The 15,828-nt window shown below is 62.1% G+C and carries 15 protein-coding genes; 8 read left to right on the forward strand and 7 right to left on the reverse strand.

What is annotated here, in order from left to right:
- Positions 1–18: 18 nt before the first annotated feature.
- Positions 19–1,944, reverse strand: coding sequence for a molecular chaperone DnaK (gene dnaK, locus GR167_RS08860; RefSeq protein ID WP_160973106.1), 1,926 nt, complete (start codon positions 1,942–1,944; stop codon positions 19–21).
- A gap of 227 nt (positions 1,945–2,171) precedes the next feature.
- On the opposite strand from dnaK, the gene GR167_RS08865 reads away from it, so the two are divergent.
- Entirely contained in the window at positions 2,172–2,777 is a 606-nt protein-coding gene (locus GR167_RS08865) for an alpha-ketoglutarate-dependent dioxygenase AlkB family protein (protein ID WP_160973107.1), read from the forward strand.
- 93 nt (positions 2,778–2,870) lie between these two features.
- On the opposite strand, the gene GR167_RS08870 is transcribed toward GR167_RS08865, so the two are convergent.
- Positions 2,871–3,692 carry an ABC transporter permease gene (locus GR167_RS08870; RefSeq protein WP_160973108.1) on the reverse strand — a complete coding sequence of 274 codons (822 nt, stop codon included), beginning with the start codon at positions 3,690–3,692 and terminating at the stop codon, positions 2,871–2,873.
- A gap of 136 nt (positions 3,693–3,828) precedes the next feature.
- Between GR167_RS08870 and cysQ the strand changes: the two genes are divergently transcribed.
- The 7 genes from cysQ (at position 3,829) to GR167_RS08905 (ending at position 12,623) form a co-directional block, all read left to right on the forward strand.
- Positions 3,829–4,626 (forward strand): 3'(2'),5'-bisphosphate nucleotidase CysQ, encoded by a 798-nt coding sequence (gene cysQ / locus GR167_RS08875; RefSeq protein ID WP_160973109.1) that lies wholly within the window; start codon positions 3,829–3,831, stop codon positions 4,624–4,626.
- Positions 4,627–4,669: 43 nt separating this feature from the next.
- Entirely contained in the window at positions 4,670–5,914 is a 1,245-nt protein-coding gene (locus GR167_RS08880) for a glycosyltransferase family 2 protein (protein WP_160973110.1), read from the forward strand.
- 130 nt (positions 5,915–6,044) lie between these two features.
- The gene (gene galU, locus GR167_RS08885) at positions 6,045–6,938 is read left to right on the forward strand and encodes a UTP--glucose-1-phosphate uridylyltransferase GalU (RefSeq protein WP_160973111.1); all 894 of its coding nucleotides are present in this window, start codon (positions 6,045–6,047) and stop codon (positions 6,936–6,938) included.
- A gap of 278 nt (positions 6,939–7,216) precedes the next feature.
- Positions 7,217–8,422 (forward strand): glycosyltransferase family 4 protein, encoded by a 1,206-nt coding sequence (locus GR167_RS08890; protein WP_235915889.1) that lies wholly within the window; start codon positions 7,217–7,219, stop codon positions 8,420–8,422.
- Positions 8,423–8,470: 48 nt separating this feature from the next.
- On the forward strand, positions 8,471–9,481 hold the full coding sequence (locus GR167_RS08895; protein ID WP_160973113.1) for a glycosyltransferase family 2 protein: 1,011 nt from the start codon (positions 8,471–8,473) through the stop codon (positions 9,479–9,481).
- Positions 9,482–9,512: 31 nt separating this feature from the next.
- Positions 9,513–11,192, forward strand: coding sequence for a DUF5927 domain-containing protein (locus GR167_RS08900; RefSeq protein ID WP_160973394.1), 1,680 nt, complete (start codon positions 9,513–9,515; stop codon positions 11,190–11,192).
- A 6-nt stretch (positions 11,193–11,198) separates the two neighbouring features.
- The gene (locus GR167_RS08905; RefSeq protein WP_160973114.1) at positions 11,199–12,623 is read left to right on the forward strand and encodes a sulfotransferase domain-containing protein; all 1,425 of its coding nucleotides are present in this window, start codon (positions 11,199–11,201) and stop codon (positions 12,621–12,623) included.
- On the opposite strand, the gene GR167_RS08910 is transcribed toward GR167_RS08905, so the two are convergent.
- The 5 genes from GR167_RS08910 to lptC form a co-directional block, all read right to left on the reverse strand.
- Positions 12,624–13,088, reverse strand: a complete 465-nt coding sequence (locus GR167_RS08910; protein WP_160973115.1) for a PTS sugar transporter subunit IIA — start codon at positions 13,086–13,088, stop codon at positions 12,624–12,626.
- A 39-nt stretch (positions 13,089–13,127) separates the two neighbouring features.
- Positions 13,128–13,697, reverse strand: coding sequence for a ribosome hibernation-promoting factor, HPF/YfiA family (hpf, locus tag GR167_RS08915; RefSeq protein WP_160973116.1), 570 nt, complete (start codon positions 13,695–13,697; stop codon positions 13,128–13,130).
- Positions 13,698–13,947: 250 nt separating this feature from the next.
- Positions 13,948–14,706 carry an LPS export ABC transporter ATP-binding protein gene (gene lptB, locus GR167_RS08920; RefSeq protein ID WP_160973117.1) on the reverse strand — a complete coding sequence of 253 codons (759 nt, stop codon included), beginning with the start codon at positions 14,704–14,706 and terminating at the stop codon, positions 13,948–13,950.
- Positions 14,707–14,710: 4 nt separating this feature from the next.
- The gene (gene lptA / locus GR167_RS08925) at positions 14,711–15,163 is read right to left on the reverse strand and encodes a lipopolysaccharide transport periplasmic protein LptA (protein ID WP_160973118.1); all 453 of its coding nucleotides are present in this window, start codon (positions 15,161–15,163) and stop codon (positions 14,711–14,713) included.
- Positions 15,164–15,208: 45 nt separating this feature from the next.
- On the reverse strand, positions 15,209–15,814 hold the full coding sequence (lptC, locus tag GR167_RS08930; protein ID WP_160973119.1) for an LPS export ABC transporter periplasmic protein LptC: 606 nt from the start codon (positions 15,812–15,814) through the stop codon (positions 15,209–15,211).
- Positions 15,815–15,828: the final 14 nt, after the last annotated feature.

Consider the following 15,828-nt stretch of genomic DNA (forward strand, 5'->3'; position numbering starts at 1 on the left):
AACATTTCGGGAAAACGCTTACGAGCGCTTGTCGTCGTCGAGGTCTTCGAAGTCGGCGTCGACGATATCGTCGTCACCGGCGCGGGTATCGACATCATCGACATCCGCCGGAGCCGCTTCGCCTTCTTCCTGGCTGGCCTTGTAGATGGCTTCGCCCAGCTTCATGGCGGCTTCGGTCACGTTCTGCACGCCCGACTTGATCTTGTCGGCGGTGGCGTCGTCTTTTTCCAGATCGTCCTTCAGCGCGGCAATCGCCAGTTCGATGGCCTCGATGGTGGTCGGGTCGACCTTGTCGCCATGCTCTTCCATCGACTTTTCGGTCGAATGGATCAGGCTTTCGGCCTGGTTGCGCGCTTCGACGAGTTCCTTGCGATCCTTGTCCGCTTCGGCGTTTTCCTCGGCGTCCTTGACCATCTTTTCGATGTCCTCGTCGGACAAGCCGCCCGAGGCTTGGATCGTGATGTTCTGTTCCTTGCCGGTGCCCTTGTCCTTGGCCGAAACAGACACGATGCCGTTGGCGTCGATGTCGAAGGTCACCTCGATCTGCGGCATGCCGCGCGGGGCCGGCGGGATGTCTTCGAGGTTGAACTGGCCGAGCATCTTGTTGTCGGCCGCCATTTCCCGTTCGCCCTGGAAGACGCGGATGGTCACCGCGTTCTGGTTATCCTCGGCGGTCGAGAAGACCTGGCTCTTCTTGGTCGGGATCGTGGTGTTGCGGTCGATCAGGCGGGTGAAGACGCCGCCCAGGGTTTCGATACCCAGCGACAGCGGGGTCACGTCGAGCAGCACGACGTCTTTCACGTCGCCCTGCAGCACGCCGGCCTGGATGGCGGCGCCCATGGCCACGACTTCGTCCGGGTTCACGCCCTTATGCGGTTCCTTGCCGAAGAACTTGGTGACCTCTTCGATCACTTTCGGCATCCGGGTCATACCGCCGACCAGAACGACTTCGTCGATGTCGGAGGTGGTCAGACCGGCGTCTTTCAGCGCGGCCTGGCAGGGCTTGATCGAGGCCTTGATCAGGTCGCCGACCAGGCTTTCCAGCTTGGCGCGGGTCAGCTTCATCACCATGTGCAGCGGCTGGCCGCCTTTCGGGTCCATCGAGATGAACGGCTGGTTGATTTCGGTCTGCTGCGACGAGGACAGTTCGATCTTGGCCTTTTCGGCGGCTTCCTTCAGGCGCTGCAGCGCCATCTTGTCCTTGGTCAGGTCGACGCCGTGCTCTTTCTTGAACTCGTCGGCGAGGTAGTTGACGATCCGCATGTCGAAGTCTTCGCCACCCAGGAAGGTGTCGCCGTTGGTCGACTTCACTTCGAACAGGCCATCGTCGATTTCCAGGATGGTCACGTCGAAGGTGCCGCCGCCAAGGTCATAGACCGCGATGGTGTGGGTTTCTTCCTTGTCCAGGCCATAGGCCAGCGCGGCGGCGGTCGGTTCGTTGATGATCCGCAGCACTTCCAGGCCGGCGATCTTGCCGGCGTCCTTGGTGGCCTGACGCTGGGCGTCGTTGAAATAGGCGGGAACCGTGATCACCGCCTGGGTGACTTCTTCGCCCAGGTAGGATTCTGCGGTTTCCTTCATCTTGCCGAGGATGAAGGCGGAGATTTGCGACGGGCTGTACTTGTCGCCCTTGGCTTCGACCCAGGCGTCGCCATTGCCGCCATCGACGACTGCGAAGGGCAGGTTTTTCTTGTCCTTGGCCAGATCCGCATCGTCGGCGCGGCGGCCGATCAGGCGCTTGACGCCGAAAATGGTGTTGGAAGCGTTGGTGACGGCTTGGCGCTTCGCGGCCTGGCCGACCAGGCGTTCGTCGTCGGTGAAGGCGACGATCGACGGCGTGGTGCGCGCACCTTCGGAGTTTTCGATCACTTTGGGCTGCGAACCGTCCATGATGGCGACGCAGCTGTTGGTGGTCCCAAGGTCAATACCGATGACTTTCGACATATTATTCGATCCCTTTACATTTCAAGGCGATGACACGAGGCGGGGACCCGTTATGGCATCCTGCCCCGATCCGGTTGTGCGATGTGCCATGCATCATCGCGCTTCCCGGCGTATATAGGGAGGCAGAAACAGCCCTGCAAGCGGTGTGAGCGGGTGGGAAACGCGATTCACATGCAAAAAATTGACGACGAGGCGTTATCGAGCGTTTTGGGGAACGGAGGGCGATCATGGCCGGTCATTTGACGGTGCGGGGTTTCGAAATCCACAGCGGCAAGCTGGATGCGCAGGCGCAGCGTGCGCTGGTCGCGGATCTGCGCCGGGTGATCGAAGCCGCGCCGATGTTTTCGCCGCAGACGTCGCGCGGCAAGCCGATGTCGGTGCGGATGACCTCGGCCGGGAAATACGGCTGGTATTCGGACCGCAAGGGATACCGGTACGAGCCCCGCCATCCCGGCGGCGCCCCCTGGCCGGCGATCCCGGGCAGCGTGCTGGCGCTGTGGCGCGACCTGGTCAGCCCGGAACGCGATCCCGATTGCTGCCTGATCAATTTCTACGGCGAAGGCGCGCGGATGGGGCTGCACCAGGACCGCGACGAGGCCGATTTTTCCTGGCCTGTGCTGTCGGTGTCGCTGGGCGACGAGGGGCTGTTCCGGATCGGCAACCAGACAAGGGGCGGCAAGACCGAATCGATCTGGCTGCGCTCGGGCGACGTGATGGTGATGGGCGGCGAGGCGCGGCTGACCTATCACGGCATCGACCGGATCCGCTTCGGGTCGTCGCAACTGCTGCCCAGGGGCGGGCGGATCAACCTGACCTGCCGGGTTGTGGATTGAGGCTGCCATTGCGCGATTGGGGGCCAGCCCCCAAACCCCCGGGATATTTTTGAACAGAAGAAGGCCGGGGCCCTTTTCCTTCCCGGGCCGGGATCAGCGGCGGGCGCTGAGGCTGACCGAGCTATTCTTGCGGGCGTAGAATTCGCCCATCAGCCCGATCATCAGGAACACCAGGCTGACGATGATCGGATAGGTGATCGAACTGTTGCGCGGAAAGTAGTTGATGAAGGTGAAGCCGCGGGCCTGGTCGATGCAATGGAATAGCGGGTTCCAGTCGAACATGTTCAGCATGAAGGTGGGCAGCGAATTGGCCAGGAACATCTTGCCCGAGGCGATCATGTTGGCGCGCTGATAGATCAGGGTGATCATGCCGACCGCGGTGGGGAACCAGGGCTTGATCGCCAGCAGCACCATGCCGATCGACAGGCCCGAGAACCAGGCCAGCATCAGCATGCCGAAGGCCCCGGCCGGGTCTTCGATCACGAAATGCTTGAACGCCACGTAGTAGACGAACAGGATCAGCGACAGTGACAGGACCTGGATGTAAAGCGCGCTGAGCGCCGAGGACAGGATCGCGATGATCGTGTTCATCGGCGCGTGCAGCATCATCGGAGATGTCGGCCCTTCGGACCCGACCACGGCGCCCAGCGTCTTGGTATGGGTCATGTAGAGGAAGATGCCCGACATCAGGTAAAGCAGGAAGTCGCCGCGCACCGCGGAGGAACGCAGGCCCAGCAGCGTGAACATCACGTAGAAGGCCAGCACGAAGACGACCAGCTGCAGCAGGTTCACGATGATCGACATCAGCGCGTTGCGGTGCGACTTGCGGATCTTGCGGGCGATGCTGTGATAGATCAGCTCGGCGATGGTGAAGGTCGCGACCAGGCCGGAATCTTTCCGGGAATTGTAAAACATGGTGGCACTGCTCCCGCGGGTGGCGGTTATGAATACGGCCCATTCTTGCCGTTTGCTTAGCTCCGGATCATAAGGAGGAAGACATTTCATTTCAACAAATGGCCGCAACGGCCGATCCAGAATGAGGAGTTTCAGTTTGGATTACCAGAAACTGACCGAGGTCATGCGCAAGCTGGCCCTGGAAGCCGGCGACAAGATCATGGAAATCTACAATTCGGACGATTTCGAGGTGAAGGTGAAATCCGACGACAGCCCGGTGACCGCGGCGGACGAAGCCGCCGATGCGCTGATTTCGGCGGGGCTGCGGGCGGCTTTCCCGGATGTGCTTCTGGTGACCGAGGAACAGGCGGAGTCGCATGCGGAAAAGGCCGATACGTTCCTGATCGTCGATCCGCTGGACGGGACCAAGGAATTCATCCATCGCCGCGGCGATTTCACCGTCAACATCGCCTATGTCGAAAACGGCGTGCCGACCCGCGGCGTGGTCTATGCCCCGGCGAAGAACCGGATGTTCTATACCCTGGCGGATGGCAGCGCGGTGGAGGAAACCGGTGCGCTGGATAAGCAGGTGATCGGGCAGACCGCGCCGATCAAGGTGTCGCAGGCCGATAACGACGCGCTGCTGGTGGTGGCGTCGAAATCGCATCGCGACCAGGCTACCGACGATTACATCAACAAATACAGCGTCGCGGATTCCAAGAGCGCCGGATCGTCGCTGAAATTCTGCCTAGTCGCCACCGGCGAGGCCGATCTTTACCCCCGCGTCGGGCGGACGATGGAATGGGACACGGCGGCCGGCCACGCGGTGCTGCAGGGCGCCGGCGGCAAGGTGGTGCGTTTCGACGATCACAGCCCGCTGACCTATGGCAAGGAGGGTTACGCCAACCCGTTCTTCATCGCCTATTCGCCCAGCGTGGCGCTGAAAGAGGCCTGATGGCCCGGGCGCGCGCCACAGGACCCTGCAGGGGGCGCCGCGGATGACGGCGCCTTCGGTCAGCATCGTGGTGGTCAGCCGCCACCGGCCGAAGGCGCTGCAATATTGCCTGACCAGCCTGTCGCGGCTGGTCTATCCCGCTTACGAGATCATCGCCGTCACCGATCCCTCGGGCGAGGTCGCCATCCACGACATGGGGCTGACCGGCAAGGTCAGGGTGGTGCCCTTCGACATCGCCAATATTTCCCAGGCCCGCAACGCCGGAATCGAGGCCGCGGGCGGCGATATCGTGGCCTTCATCGACGATGATGCGGTGGCCGAACCGCTGTGGTTGCACCACCTGGCCGGGGCCTTCGCGGACCCTGAGGTCGCCGCGGCGGGCGGGTTCGTGCGCGGCCGCAACGGGATCAGTTTCCAGTGGAAGGCGCGCGGCGTCGACTGTACCGGGGCCGCTTTCCCGATCGCGGTGGAGGAGGAACGCAGCACCGTCCTGACCCCGCCGCCGGGGCAGGCGGTCAAGACCGAGGGTACAAACATGGCGCTGCGGCGCGAGGTTCTGCTGCGCCTGGGCGGGTTCGACCCGGTGTATCGTTTCTACCTCGATGAAACCGATCTCAACATGCGGCTGGCGCGGGCCGGGCATAAGACCGCCATCGTACCGCTGGCGCAGGTGCATCACGCCTATGCCGCCAGCGACAGGCGGCGGCAGGACCGGGCGGTGCGCGACCTGTTCGATGTCGGGGCCAGCAGCATGGCCTTTCTGCGCCGTCATTGCCCCGAAGCGATGTGGCCGCAGCGGCTGGAGGCCTTGCGGCAGGAACAGCGGGCGCGGTTGCTGGCGCAGATGCGCGACGGGTTGCTGGAACCGGGCGGGGTGCGCCAAGCGCTGCGGCGGCTGGAACAGGGGTTGGCCGAGGCGGATGCACCGGCGGGTCCGTTGGAACCGCTGCAGGGCAATACCGGGGATTTCCTGCGTTTCGACAGCCGCGCTACGGGTGAACATGTCGAATTGGCCGGGCGTATCTGGCGCAAGCGGGAGCTTTGCCGGCAGGCGGCACAGCTGGCGGAACAAGGGAAAACCGTGTCCGTTTTCGCCTTTTCGCCCACTGCCCTGTTTCATTCGGTGCGCTACCGGAAACCCGGTTTCTGGCTACAACGGGGCGGGCTGTTTGGCCGCAGCGAAAGGCATCAGAACCTGTTTCAGATCGGACTATTCGCCGCGCGTTTGCGGGCGGAAACCGCGCGAGTCGCTAAAATTCGCTGGATTTGCTCAAAATCCGGGCGATAACGCCACAATATTGGCCGACTCCTTTGATAGAGCGCCAAAACGGCTGTTGTCCTCGTCTTAACGGAATGGCTAACATGTCGTATATAAAATAGGGCAGCAAAGCTGCGCAGAGTTGATCTGAGGATTAGTGATGAGAGCAAAAGTAACCAAGGCGATTTTCCCGGTGGCAGGTTTGGGAACCCGGTTCCTGCCGGCGACCAAGTCGGTGCCGAAGGAAATCATGACGCTGGTGGACCGCCCGCTCATTCAATACGCGATCGATGAAGCCCGTGCTGCCGGGATCAAGGAATTCATTTTCGTCACCTCGCGCGGAAAATCCGCGCTTGAGGACTATTTCGATCATTCGCAAACGCTCGAAGCCGAGCTGCGCAAGAAGGGCAAGACCGACCTGTTGGAAATCCTCAAGGAAACCAACATGGATTCGGGTGAAATCGCCTATGTCCGCCAGCACAAAGCGCTTGGGCTCGGTCACGCGGTATGGTGCGCCCGCCGCCTGATCCATAACGAACCCTTCGCCGTGATCCTGCCCGATGACGTGATCGCCGCAGAAAAGCCCTGCCTGCAGCAGATGGTCGAAGCCTATGCCGAAACCGGCGGGTCGATGGTTGCCGCGATGGAAGTGCCGCCGGAAAAGGCCTCGGCCTATGGCGTTCTGGACGTGAAGGAAGACATGGGCTCCGTCGTGTCGGTCAACGGCATGGTGGAAAAACCCGCCCCCGAGGAAGCGCCCTCGAACCTGGCGGTGATCGGCCGTTACATCCTGCATCCCAATGTTCTGAAGACTTTGAACAAGAAGGAAACCGGCGCCGGCGGGGAAATCCAGCTGACCGATGCCATCGCCAAGGAAATCGAAACCGAGCGCGGCGTTTACGGTTACCGTTTCCGCGGCCAGCGTTTCGATTGCGGATCGAAGGCGGGTTTCCTGCAGGCGACCGTGTCCTTCGGCCTGTCGCGCGACGATCTGAAAGACGAATTGATGGCCTATCTGCAGGAAGTCATCGCACTGGATAAGGCTGCGCAATAAGCGCGGCCTGGGCGCAGGGCGCGATATACCCTGCGCGACCGGCAATCGGTCATCTTCCGGTCTTTCGGCGTCTTTCGCGGTGGTGAAAGGGGCGGAACGATCCCCATGCCCAAGTCCCGCATCAAGCGGGCGAATGCACAAAGCTTGTATCCGGATCGGTTCGGGCCAAGGATGGGCCGGGATAACCTCAACCCGTTCGACCCTGGACCGGATGATCGCAGATGCATGGCGCTGGCACCAAACTGGCCATTCCGACAAATAACCCCGCGCCAGCGCGGTTGCTGGACGTAACCCGGCTGTTGCGCCGCGCTGGGCGCGTGGCGACGGGCATCGACCGGGTCGAAGCCGCCTATCTGGACCATCTGCTGCGTGACGAGGGGCCGCTTTTCGGGCTGGCGCGAACCACGCTGGGTTACGTGCTGCTGGACCGGGCCGGGCTGGAAGGCTTCCGCGCGCGGGTCGCGGGCGAAATCCCCTGGGGGCCGCCCGATATGCTGTCACGCGCATCGCGCCGGCTGAACCCGGATCAGAAACGGGCGCAGGCCGATATCAGGCGGCTGAGTATCCGGCGTTGCCTGCCGCAACGCCTGGGCCGGATGCTGGCGCGGGACCTGCCCGAGGGCAGCCATTATTTCAACATCGGCCATTCCAACCTGACCGACCGGGTGCTTTTTACTCTGAAACAGAGCCTGAATGCGCAGATCGTGGTGATGATCCACGACACGATCCCGCTGGATTTCCCGCAATACCAGCGCGCGGGAACCGTCGTTCCCTTCCGGCGGATGCTGGAACGGGTGCGGCGGCAGGCCGACCTGATCCTGTGCAACTCGGAGCAGACCCGGGCAGATGTCACCCGGCATATGGCACCGCAGGGTGCTGTGCCCGATTGCCTGGTCGCGCCGCTGGGGGTCGAGATCGCCGAGCCCGAACCGATGCAGATGCCCGAGGGTTTCGATCCCGCGCGCGCTTATTTCGTCGCTTTGGGTACGATCGAGCCGCGCAAGAACCACGCTTTGCTGCTGGATATCTGGGACGGGCTGGCGCAGGAGGACGCGCCGCAATTGCTGATCTGCGGCAATCGCGGCTGGAACAACGACGCGGTGTTCGCCCGGCTGGAGGATTGGGCCGCCCGCAATGGGCCGGTGTTTGAAATCAGCGGCGCCAGCGACGGGCAGCTGGCGGGGTTGCTGCAGGGATCGGCCGGGTTGCTGTTTCCCAGCCATGCCGAAGGTTACGGATTGCCGCCGCTGGAGGCGCTGGCGCTTGGTGCGCCGGTGGTCTGTTCCGACCTGCCGGTCTGTCGAGAATTGCTTGGCGAGAACGCCATTTACGCAGATGTGAATGATCGGTATTCTTGGCAAAGACAAATAAAATCGCTGGCGGAAAGCTGGCAGGCAGATAGTCGGGCAAGCCATTCCGGAATGGCACGTTTTGTGCCCCCTTGTTGGGAAACGCATTTCAACGTGGTGTTCAAGCTGGCGTGACGGGCCCGAAGAAGCCTGTCGTGACGCCAGTCGGGTGAGGGGAAAAGTTTGGGCGTTTGGCAGGCATACCGTCTGAGGCTGAAGCGGCAGCGCTATCTGGTCCGCGCCTTTCGCAAGCGGCGCGAACTGACGCCCGTCGTCAACCGCACCGATCAGATCAAGCCCGGCGACATCCTGCTGTTTTCGACCCAGCGGAACGAACAGATCCGGCTGCCCTATTTCCTGCAATATTACCGCGACATGGGGGTGAACCACTTCCTGATCGTCGACAATGACAGCACCGACGGATCGCTGTCCTACCTGCAGGATCAGCCCGACGTGTCGCTTTGGCATACACGGGGCAGTTACAAGCGGTCGCGCTTCGGGGTCGATTGGCTGAACTGGCTGCAGCGTAAATACGGCCACGGGCATTGGAACCTGGTGGTCGATCCGGACGAATTCCTGGTCTATCCGTTCTGCGACACGCGGCCCTTGCGGGCGCTGACCGACTGGCTCGACGCATCGTCGATCAAATCCTTCAGCGCGATGCTGCTGGACATGTATCCCAAGGGGCAGATCGACCAGCAGCCCTATCGCGCCGGGCAGAACCCGATGGAAATCGCCAACTGGTTCGATTCCGGCAATTACACGATCGAGCGGAACTGGAAATTCGGCAACCTGTGGATTCAGGGCGGGCCGCGCAGCCGGGTGTTCTTCGACAAGGCGCCGGAAAAGGCGCCGGCGCTGAACAAGATCCCGCTGGTGAAGTGGGATCGCAAATACGTCTACATGAGCTCCACCCACATGCTGCTGCCGCGGGGTCTGAACCTGGTTTACGACGAATGGGGCGGGGAAAAGGCCAGCGGGGCGCTTCTGCACACCAAATTTCTGGACACGTTCCATGCAAAGGCCGAAGAAGAATTGCAGCGCAAGCAGCACTATTCGGCCAGCGTGGAATATATCGCCTATGCCGAAAGCCTGAACGACAACCCGGACCTGTGGTGCAAATGGTCCGAGAAATACATCAACTGGCGCCAGCTCGAGATTCTCGGGCTGATGTCAAAGGGCAACTGGGCGTAAGGGGGCGCAGGTGGGGACCGTCGGGATCGTCATGCTGGTGCATACCGCACTGGGCCGGGCCGAACAGGTCGCGCGGCACTGGGCCGCCGCGGGCTGCCCGGTGGTGATCCATGTCGACCGCAATGTCGATCGCGCCACCTTTACCGCTTTCCGCAAGGCGCTGTCGGACCTGCCCGATGTGCGCTTCAGCGCCCGACACCGCTGCGAATGGGGCACCTGGGGCATCGTGGCGGCGTCGCAAAGCGCGTCCGAGCTGATGCTGGCGGAATTCCCCGATGTGCGCCATGTCTACCTGTCCTCGGGGTCGTGCCTGCCGCTGCGCCCGGTGCAGGAGCTGATCGACTACCTGGCCGACCGTCCGCGCACAGATTTTATCGAAAGCGCCACCACCGCCGACGTGCCCTGGACCGTGGGCGGGCTGGACGAGGAACGGTTCACGCTGAGTTTTCCGTTTTCGTGGAAAAAGCAACGGGCGCTGTTCGATATCTGGGTGAACCTGCAGCGCAAGCTGGGGCTGAAGCGGAAAATGCCCAACGGCATCGTGCCGCATATGGGAAGCCAGTGGTGGTGCCTGACCCGGCAAACCCTGTCGGCGATCCTAGAAGACCCCGACCGCGATCTGTACGACCGGTTCTTCCGGCAGGTCTGGATCCCGGATGAAAGCTATTTTCAGTCTCTATCCCGGCTCTATTCGACCAATATCGAAAGCCGGTCGCTGACCCTGTCGAAATTCGACTTCCAGGGCAAACCGCATATTTTCTACGACGATCACCTGCAATTGCTGCGCCGGTCGGATTGTTTCGTGGCGCGGAAAATCTGGCCCCATGCCGACCGCCTGTACGAGGCGTTCCTGACCGACCCGGCGGGCACGATGAAGGGGGCCGAACCCAATCCGGGCAAGATCGACCGCATCTTCGCCAAGGCGGTGGAAAGGCGGACGCGCGGGCGGCCGGGGCTTTATATGCAAAGCCGCTTCCCGCATGAGGGCTGGGAAAACGGCGTCACCTCGGGGCAGTATTCGGTGTTCGAGGGCTTTTCCGACCTGTTCGAGGATTTCGACCGCTGGCTGGCCAAGGTCACCGGCGCGCGGGTGCACGGCCACCTGTTCGCGCCCGAGCGTGTAGAATATGCCGACGGGCAGACGGTGATGAACGGTGCGCTGTCAGACAGCGCGCTGCACCGCGATTATAATCCGCAGGCCTTCCTGACCAGCCTGATCTGGAATTCACGCGGCGAACGGCAATGTTTCCAGTTCGGGCCGGGCGACGTGCAGGATATCGACTGGCTGTTCGCGCAGGACCCCAATGCGCAGGTGTCGGTGATTTCCGGCGCTTGGGCGGTGCCGCTGTTCAAGTCGAACCGCAATTTCGCCGAACTGCGCAAGGAAGCGGCGCTGCTGCAGAAGATCGAAGCCGAGCATCTGAACGTGCTGCGGTCGCCCTATGCCAAGGCGCGGATTCGGATCTGGACCATGGCGGAATTCATCGAAAACCCGATGGAACCGCTGCAGACCATCATCGACGAGATCGGCAACCGGTCGCGCAGCCGGCTGACCGAGGCGCCGAAGATGGCCGATCTGGCCGGCTTCGGCCAGTTCCTGCAGAACCTGAAGAACCAGGGCATGCACCCCTATCTGATGGGCGATTTCGCGGTCGAACGCGGGCTGTCCAAGGGCGACCGCCCGAAACGCAAACCCTATCTGGTAAGATGATCCGCGATGAATGACAGGTTCGATTATTTTGTCGTGTTCGCCGAAATGCGCACCGGGTCCAATTTTCTGGAAGCGAACCTGAACGCCTTTCCCGGGCTGGTGTGTCACGGCGAGGCGTTCAATCCGCATTTCATCGGCTACCCGAATTCGACCGAAATCCTGGGCATCAGCCAGGACATGCGCGATGCCGATCCGGCGCGGCTGATCGAGGCGATCAAGCGGCAACCGGGCAAGATGGGCGGTTTCCGCTATTTCCACGATCACGACCCGCGGGTTCTGGATCAGTGCCTGAACGATCCGCGCTGCGCCAAGATCATCCTGACCCGCAATCCCGTCGACAGCTATGTCAGCTGGAAGATCGCGCAGGCGACCGGGCAGTGGAAACTGACCAACGTGAACAAGCGCCGTGACAGCAAGGCGCGGTTCGACCGGGCCGAGTTCGAAAAGCACTTGGGCGATCTGCAGGATTTCCAGGTGCTGCTGCTCAACGGGTTGCAGAAGACCGGGCAGACGGCGTTTTACGTGGCTTACGAGGACCTGCAGGACCTCGACGTGATGAACGGGCTGGCGCGCTGGTTGGGGCAGGAAGATCAGCTGGACTCGCTCGACGACAAGCTGAAGAAGCAGAACCCGGCGCCGGTGTCGGAAAAGGTGGAAAACTTCGCCGAGATGGAACAGGCGCTGGCGCGGCTGGACCGGTTCAACCTGACCCGCACGCCCAATTTCGAACCGCGCCGCAACGCGGTGGTGCCCAGTTATGTCGCCGCCGCCAAATCGCGGCTGTTGTACCTGCCGGTCCGGTCGGGGCCCGAGGCGACGGTGATGCGCTGGCTGGCGGCGCTGGATGGGGCGGACGAGGGCGATCTGCAGTCGGGCTTCAGCCAGAAGACCCTGCGCCAGTGGAAAAAGGACAATCCGGGTTTCCGTAGCTTCACCGCGCTGCGCCATCCGGTGGCTCGCGCCCATGCGGCGTTCTGCGACAGGATCCTGTCCACCGGGCCGGGCAGCTTTGCCAAGATCCGCAAGACGATCCAGAAGACTTTCAAGCTGCCGCTGCCGGACGAGGTGGATAGCAGTTACGACGCGGCGACCCACCGCGCCTGTTTCATCGGGTTCCTGGAGTTCCTCAAGGCCAACCTGTCAGGCCAGACCGGGGTGCGGGTCGATGCGTCCTGGGCCAGCCAGGCGCAGGTGCTGCAGGGCTTCACCGACGTCGCGCCGCCCGATTTCATCCTGCGTGAGGATGAGATGGAGGCGATGCTGCCCTTCGTCGCCGCGCGGGCAGGGCAGGGGCAGGCGCCCGCGCCGGCCCCCGTGGCCGACACGGCGCCGGTGCCGCTGAGCGCGATCTACGATGACGAGATCGAGCAGTTGGCGGGCAATATCTACCAGAAGGATTATATCAGATTCGGGTTCGGCCGCTGGAAGTGATCAGGCCGCCTGCGCCCCCTGGGCGGCGGTCAGGATCGTGTACAGCGTGCTGGGATCGTTGTTCGAGCGCAGCTTGGAACACAGCGCGCTTTCGCGCAGCGTCCGCGACACCAGCGCCAGTGCCTTGAGGTGTTCGACCCCGGCTTCTTCGGGGGCGAACAGGGCGAAGACCAGGTCCACCGGCTGCCGGTCGATGGCTTCGAAATCGATCGGCTTTTCCAGCAGGATGAAGGCACCGACGACGCGATCCAGATCGGTCAGCCGCGCATGCGGCAGGGCCACGCCGTGGCCCACGCCGGTCGGTCCAAGGGTTTCGCGTTCCAGCAACGCCTCGACCGCCGCGGACGGATTGACGCCGTAAGCGGAAAAGGCCAGGTCGCCCAGGTCGTGCAGCAGGCGTTTCTTGCTGGAGGCCGAGGCAACAACCTTGACGGCCTCAGGCTTGAGGATTCTGGAAAGTTCCATTTGGCTTACGTTGCTCCGCAGGCGGGTCGTTGGCCGCCGTTATTTCTGTGGGTCGATCCAGCCGATATTGCCGTCATCGCGCCGATAAACGACGTTTACCCCTTCTCTACCCTCATTGCGGAAAACAAGAACCGGTGCCCCGGCGAGTTCCATCTGCATGACGGCTTCGCCCACGGTCAGCGACGGGATCTTGGTTTCCATCTCTGCGACGATGATCGGTTCCAGCTTTTCGGGTTCGGAATCCGAGTCGTCACTTTCAGGCGCGAGGATATACGCGGCTGCGCCGAATTGTTCAACCGGCTCGGTTCTTGAGGCGTGATGGTCCTTCAGGCGGCGCTTGTAGCGGCGCAGCTGCTTTTCCATCTTGTCGCAGCATTTTTCGAAGGAGGCATAGATTTCGTGGTCATGCGCCTTGGCCTGGGCGGTCAGCCCCGTCGACAGGTGCACAGTGGCTTCGCATACATATTCGTTGGCCGATTTCGAAAAGATGACATTCGCGTCGGTCGGGCGCTCCGCGTATTTCTTGACCGCGGCATTCAGCCCTTCCTGGACGTGAACCTGCAGCGCTTCGCCGATATCAATCTGCTTTCCACTGATCTGATAGCGCATCTTGTCTCCTTTACGTGACAAATCGGGTGCTTCGCCGGCCCGCATCACGCGACCGGTTCTCGTTATCCCCGAATGCTGGAATGCGACATGACGTGGGCTTGGCCGTGACCGGGCCTTGTCAACAAGACCACAAGCATCAGAGCTGCGAGTTCCACGACTGTCATGAGAACCATTTGAGGCGACTCGATGGGGGTCTGTCAATCGACGTGTGAAAGAAAAATGACGGCGCCCTGACGGATCGGGCGGATTTTCAGGAAATCCTGAAACTTTCGCCCAGATAGACGCGGCGGACGTTTTCGTTTTCGACCACCTCGCCCGGCGTGCCGGACATCAGCACCTTGCCGTCATGCAGGATATAAGCGCGATCAACGATTTCCAGAGTCTCGCGCACGTTGTGATCGGTGATCAACACGCCGATGCCGCGTTTCTTCAGGTCGGCCACCAGGTGGCGGATATCGCCGACGCTGATCGGATCGACCCCGGCAAAGGGTTCGTCGAGCAGCAGGTATTTCGGGTTGGCGGCCAGGCAGCGGGCGATTTCCACCCGCCGTCTTTCGCCGCCCGACAGCGCCAGCGCGGGGGCGCGGCGCAGGTGTTCGATGGAAAATTCCGACAGCAACTCTTCGAGCCGCTCACGCCGCTTGTGGCGGTCCTTTTCGGAAATATCCAGCACTGCCGAGATGTTGTCTTCGACACTCAGCCCGCGGAAGATCGACATTTCCTGCGGCAGGTAGCCGATGCCCAGCTTGGCGCGGCGATACATCGGCAGGTTGGTCACGTCGCGCCCGTCGATCAGCACGTGACCGCCTTCGGGATAGACCAGGCCGCAGACCGCGTAAAAGGTCGTCGACTTGCCGCTGCCGTTCGGGCCCAGCAGCGCCACCACTTCGCCGCGGTTCAGTTCCATGCTGAAATCGCGGATCACGACCCGGGTCTTGTAGCTTTTGCGCAGGTTGCGCACGACCAGGCCGGAATCGCCTTCGGTCACGGTCAGATCGGGCGCCGCCATTGGATCACTCCTTGGGTTGCAGCGTGGTTTTCACACGCCCGCCGACCTGCGCCGTGCCGGCGTTGAGATCGATGTTGATCCGGTCGCCCGACATCACGTTGGGCCCCTGGCTCAGCAGCACCGAACCCAGCAGCAAAACCATGCCCGCATCGACATCGTATTCGGCGGTCTGCGCCTCGGCCGCGTCTGCGCCGCTGACCAGCGTCACGCCGCCCGTCGCTTCGAGCTTGGAAATCCGGCTGTCGTCTTCCTTGTAGATCACCAGCACGTTGTCGGCATTGATGATCATGTCGCCCTGGGTGACGACCACATTGCCGATAAAGGTCGCGGTGCCGTCTTTCTGGCTGACCGACAGTTTGTCGGCGACGACTTCCACCGGCAGGTCGGTGTTCTGCCGTGCCTTGCCGAACGCCACATCCTCGGCCAGCGCAGGCAGCGCGGGCGCGATCAGGAACATGCACAAGGTGAAAGCGGTCAGTCGTGAAAATCGCACGGGAGCATCCTATTCTTGCGGTTGATATACCAGCTTTACGCCGTTTGTGAAAAGCAAATGGATCTCGTCGCTGTCGGGATCGGTGGTGAGCTGCATTTTCCCCGCCTCGATGGTTCCCGGCGGGCCTTCGCCCGAGACCGGACCATCGGTTTCCGCCTCGATGGCGCTGAGCTTGGTCTTCAGGTTTTCGCTGCGGATGGTGTAGCCGGTCGAGCTGGTGATCACCACGCCGCCCATCAGTTCTGCCTCTTCCTGTTGCGTGTTCAGCAGCGCGCTGCTGGCCTGGAAAGAGATATGCGCTCCGGTGGTCAGATCAATCTCGGCCTTGAGATTGCTGGCATGGGCGACATTGGCGATTTCGGCGTCGGGCTGCGCGGTTTCGGCGGTGAAGGAAATCAGATCGCCCTGCGGGGTGGCCCCGGCGAAGCGCGGGGCGGAAATGATTTCTTCCTTCACGCGTTCCTTCAGCTCGATCTGGGAAAACGGCAATTCGCCGCTGTGATCGCGCCCACGCGACAGCAGGAACAGAGTCGACAACAGCGCCAGCGCCGCCAGCGGCAGCAGGATCTTAAGCCAGGCGATCAGCCTTGAATGGAAACCGTCGCGCGATGCCATTTTTGTCCGCCGCT

It is taken from the genome of Thalassovita mangrovi, assembly GCF_009857745.1.
GTDB classification, from domain to species: domain Bacteria; phylum Pseudomonadota; class Alphaproteobacteria; order Rhodobacterales; family Rhodobacteraceae; genus Thalassobius; species Thalassobius mangrovi.

Bases quoted from the DNA above. Each gene is read 5' to 3' on its own strand.
- dnaK (WP_160973106.1), bottom strand. From the start codon at position 1,944: ATGTCGAAAGTCATCGGTATTGACCTTGGGACCACCAACAGCTGCGTC.
- GR167_RS08865 (WP_160973107.1), top strand. From the start codon at position 2,172: ATGGCCGGTCATTTGACGGTGCGGGGTTTCGAAATCCACAGCGGCAAG.
- GR167_RS08870 (WP_160973108.1), bottom strand. From the start codon at position 3,692: ATGTTTTACAATTCCCGGAAAGATTCCGGCCTGGTCGCGACCTTCACC.
- GR167_RS08880 (WP_160973110.1), top strand. From the start codon at position 4,670: ATGACGGCGCCTTCGGTCAGCATCGTGGTGGTCAGCCGCCACCGGCCG.
- galU (WP_160973111.1), top strand. From the start codon at position 6,045: ATGAGAGCAAAAGTAACCAAGGCGATTTTCCCGGTGGCAGGTTTGGGA.
- GR167_RS08900 (WP_160973394.1), top strand. From the start codon at position 9,513: ATGCTGGTGCATACCGCACTGGGCCGGGCCGAACAGGTCGCGCGGCAC.
- GR167_RS08905 (WP_160973114.1), top strand. From the start codon at position 11,199: ATGAATGACAGGTTCGATTATTTTGTCGTGTTCGCCGAAATGCGCACC.
- GR167_RS08910 (WP_160973115.1), bottom strand. From the start codon at position 13,088: ATGGAACTTTCCAGAATCCTCAAGCCTGAGGCCGTCAAGGTTGTTGCC.
- hpf (WP_160973116.1), bottom strand. From the start codon at position 13,697: ATGCGCTATCAGATCAGTGGAAAGCAGATTGATATCGGCGAAGCGCTG.
- lptB (WP_160973117.1), bottom strand. From the start codon at position 14,706: ATGGCGGCGCCCGATCTGACCGTGACCGAAGGCGATTCCGGCCTGGTC.
- lptA (WP_160973118.1), bottom strand. From the start codon at position 15,163: ATGTTCCTGATCGCGCCCGCGCTGCCTGCGCTGGCCGAGGATGTGGCG.
- lptC (WP_160973119.1), bottom strand. From the start codon at position 15,814: ATGGCATCGCGCGACGGTTTCCATTCAAGGCTGATCGCCTGGCTTAAG.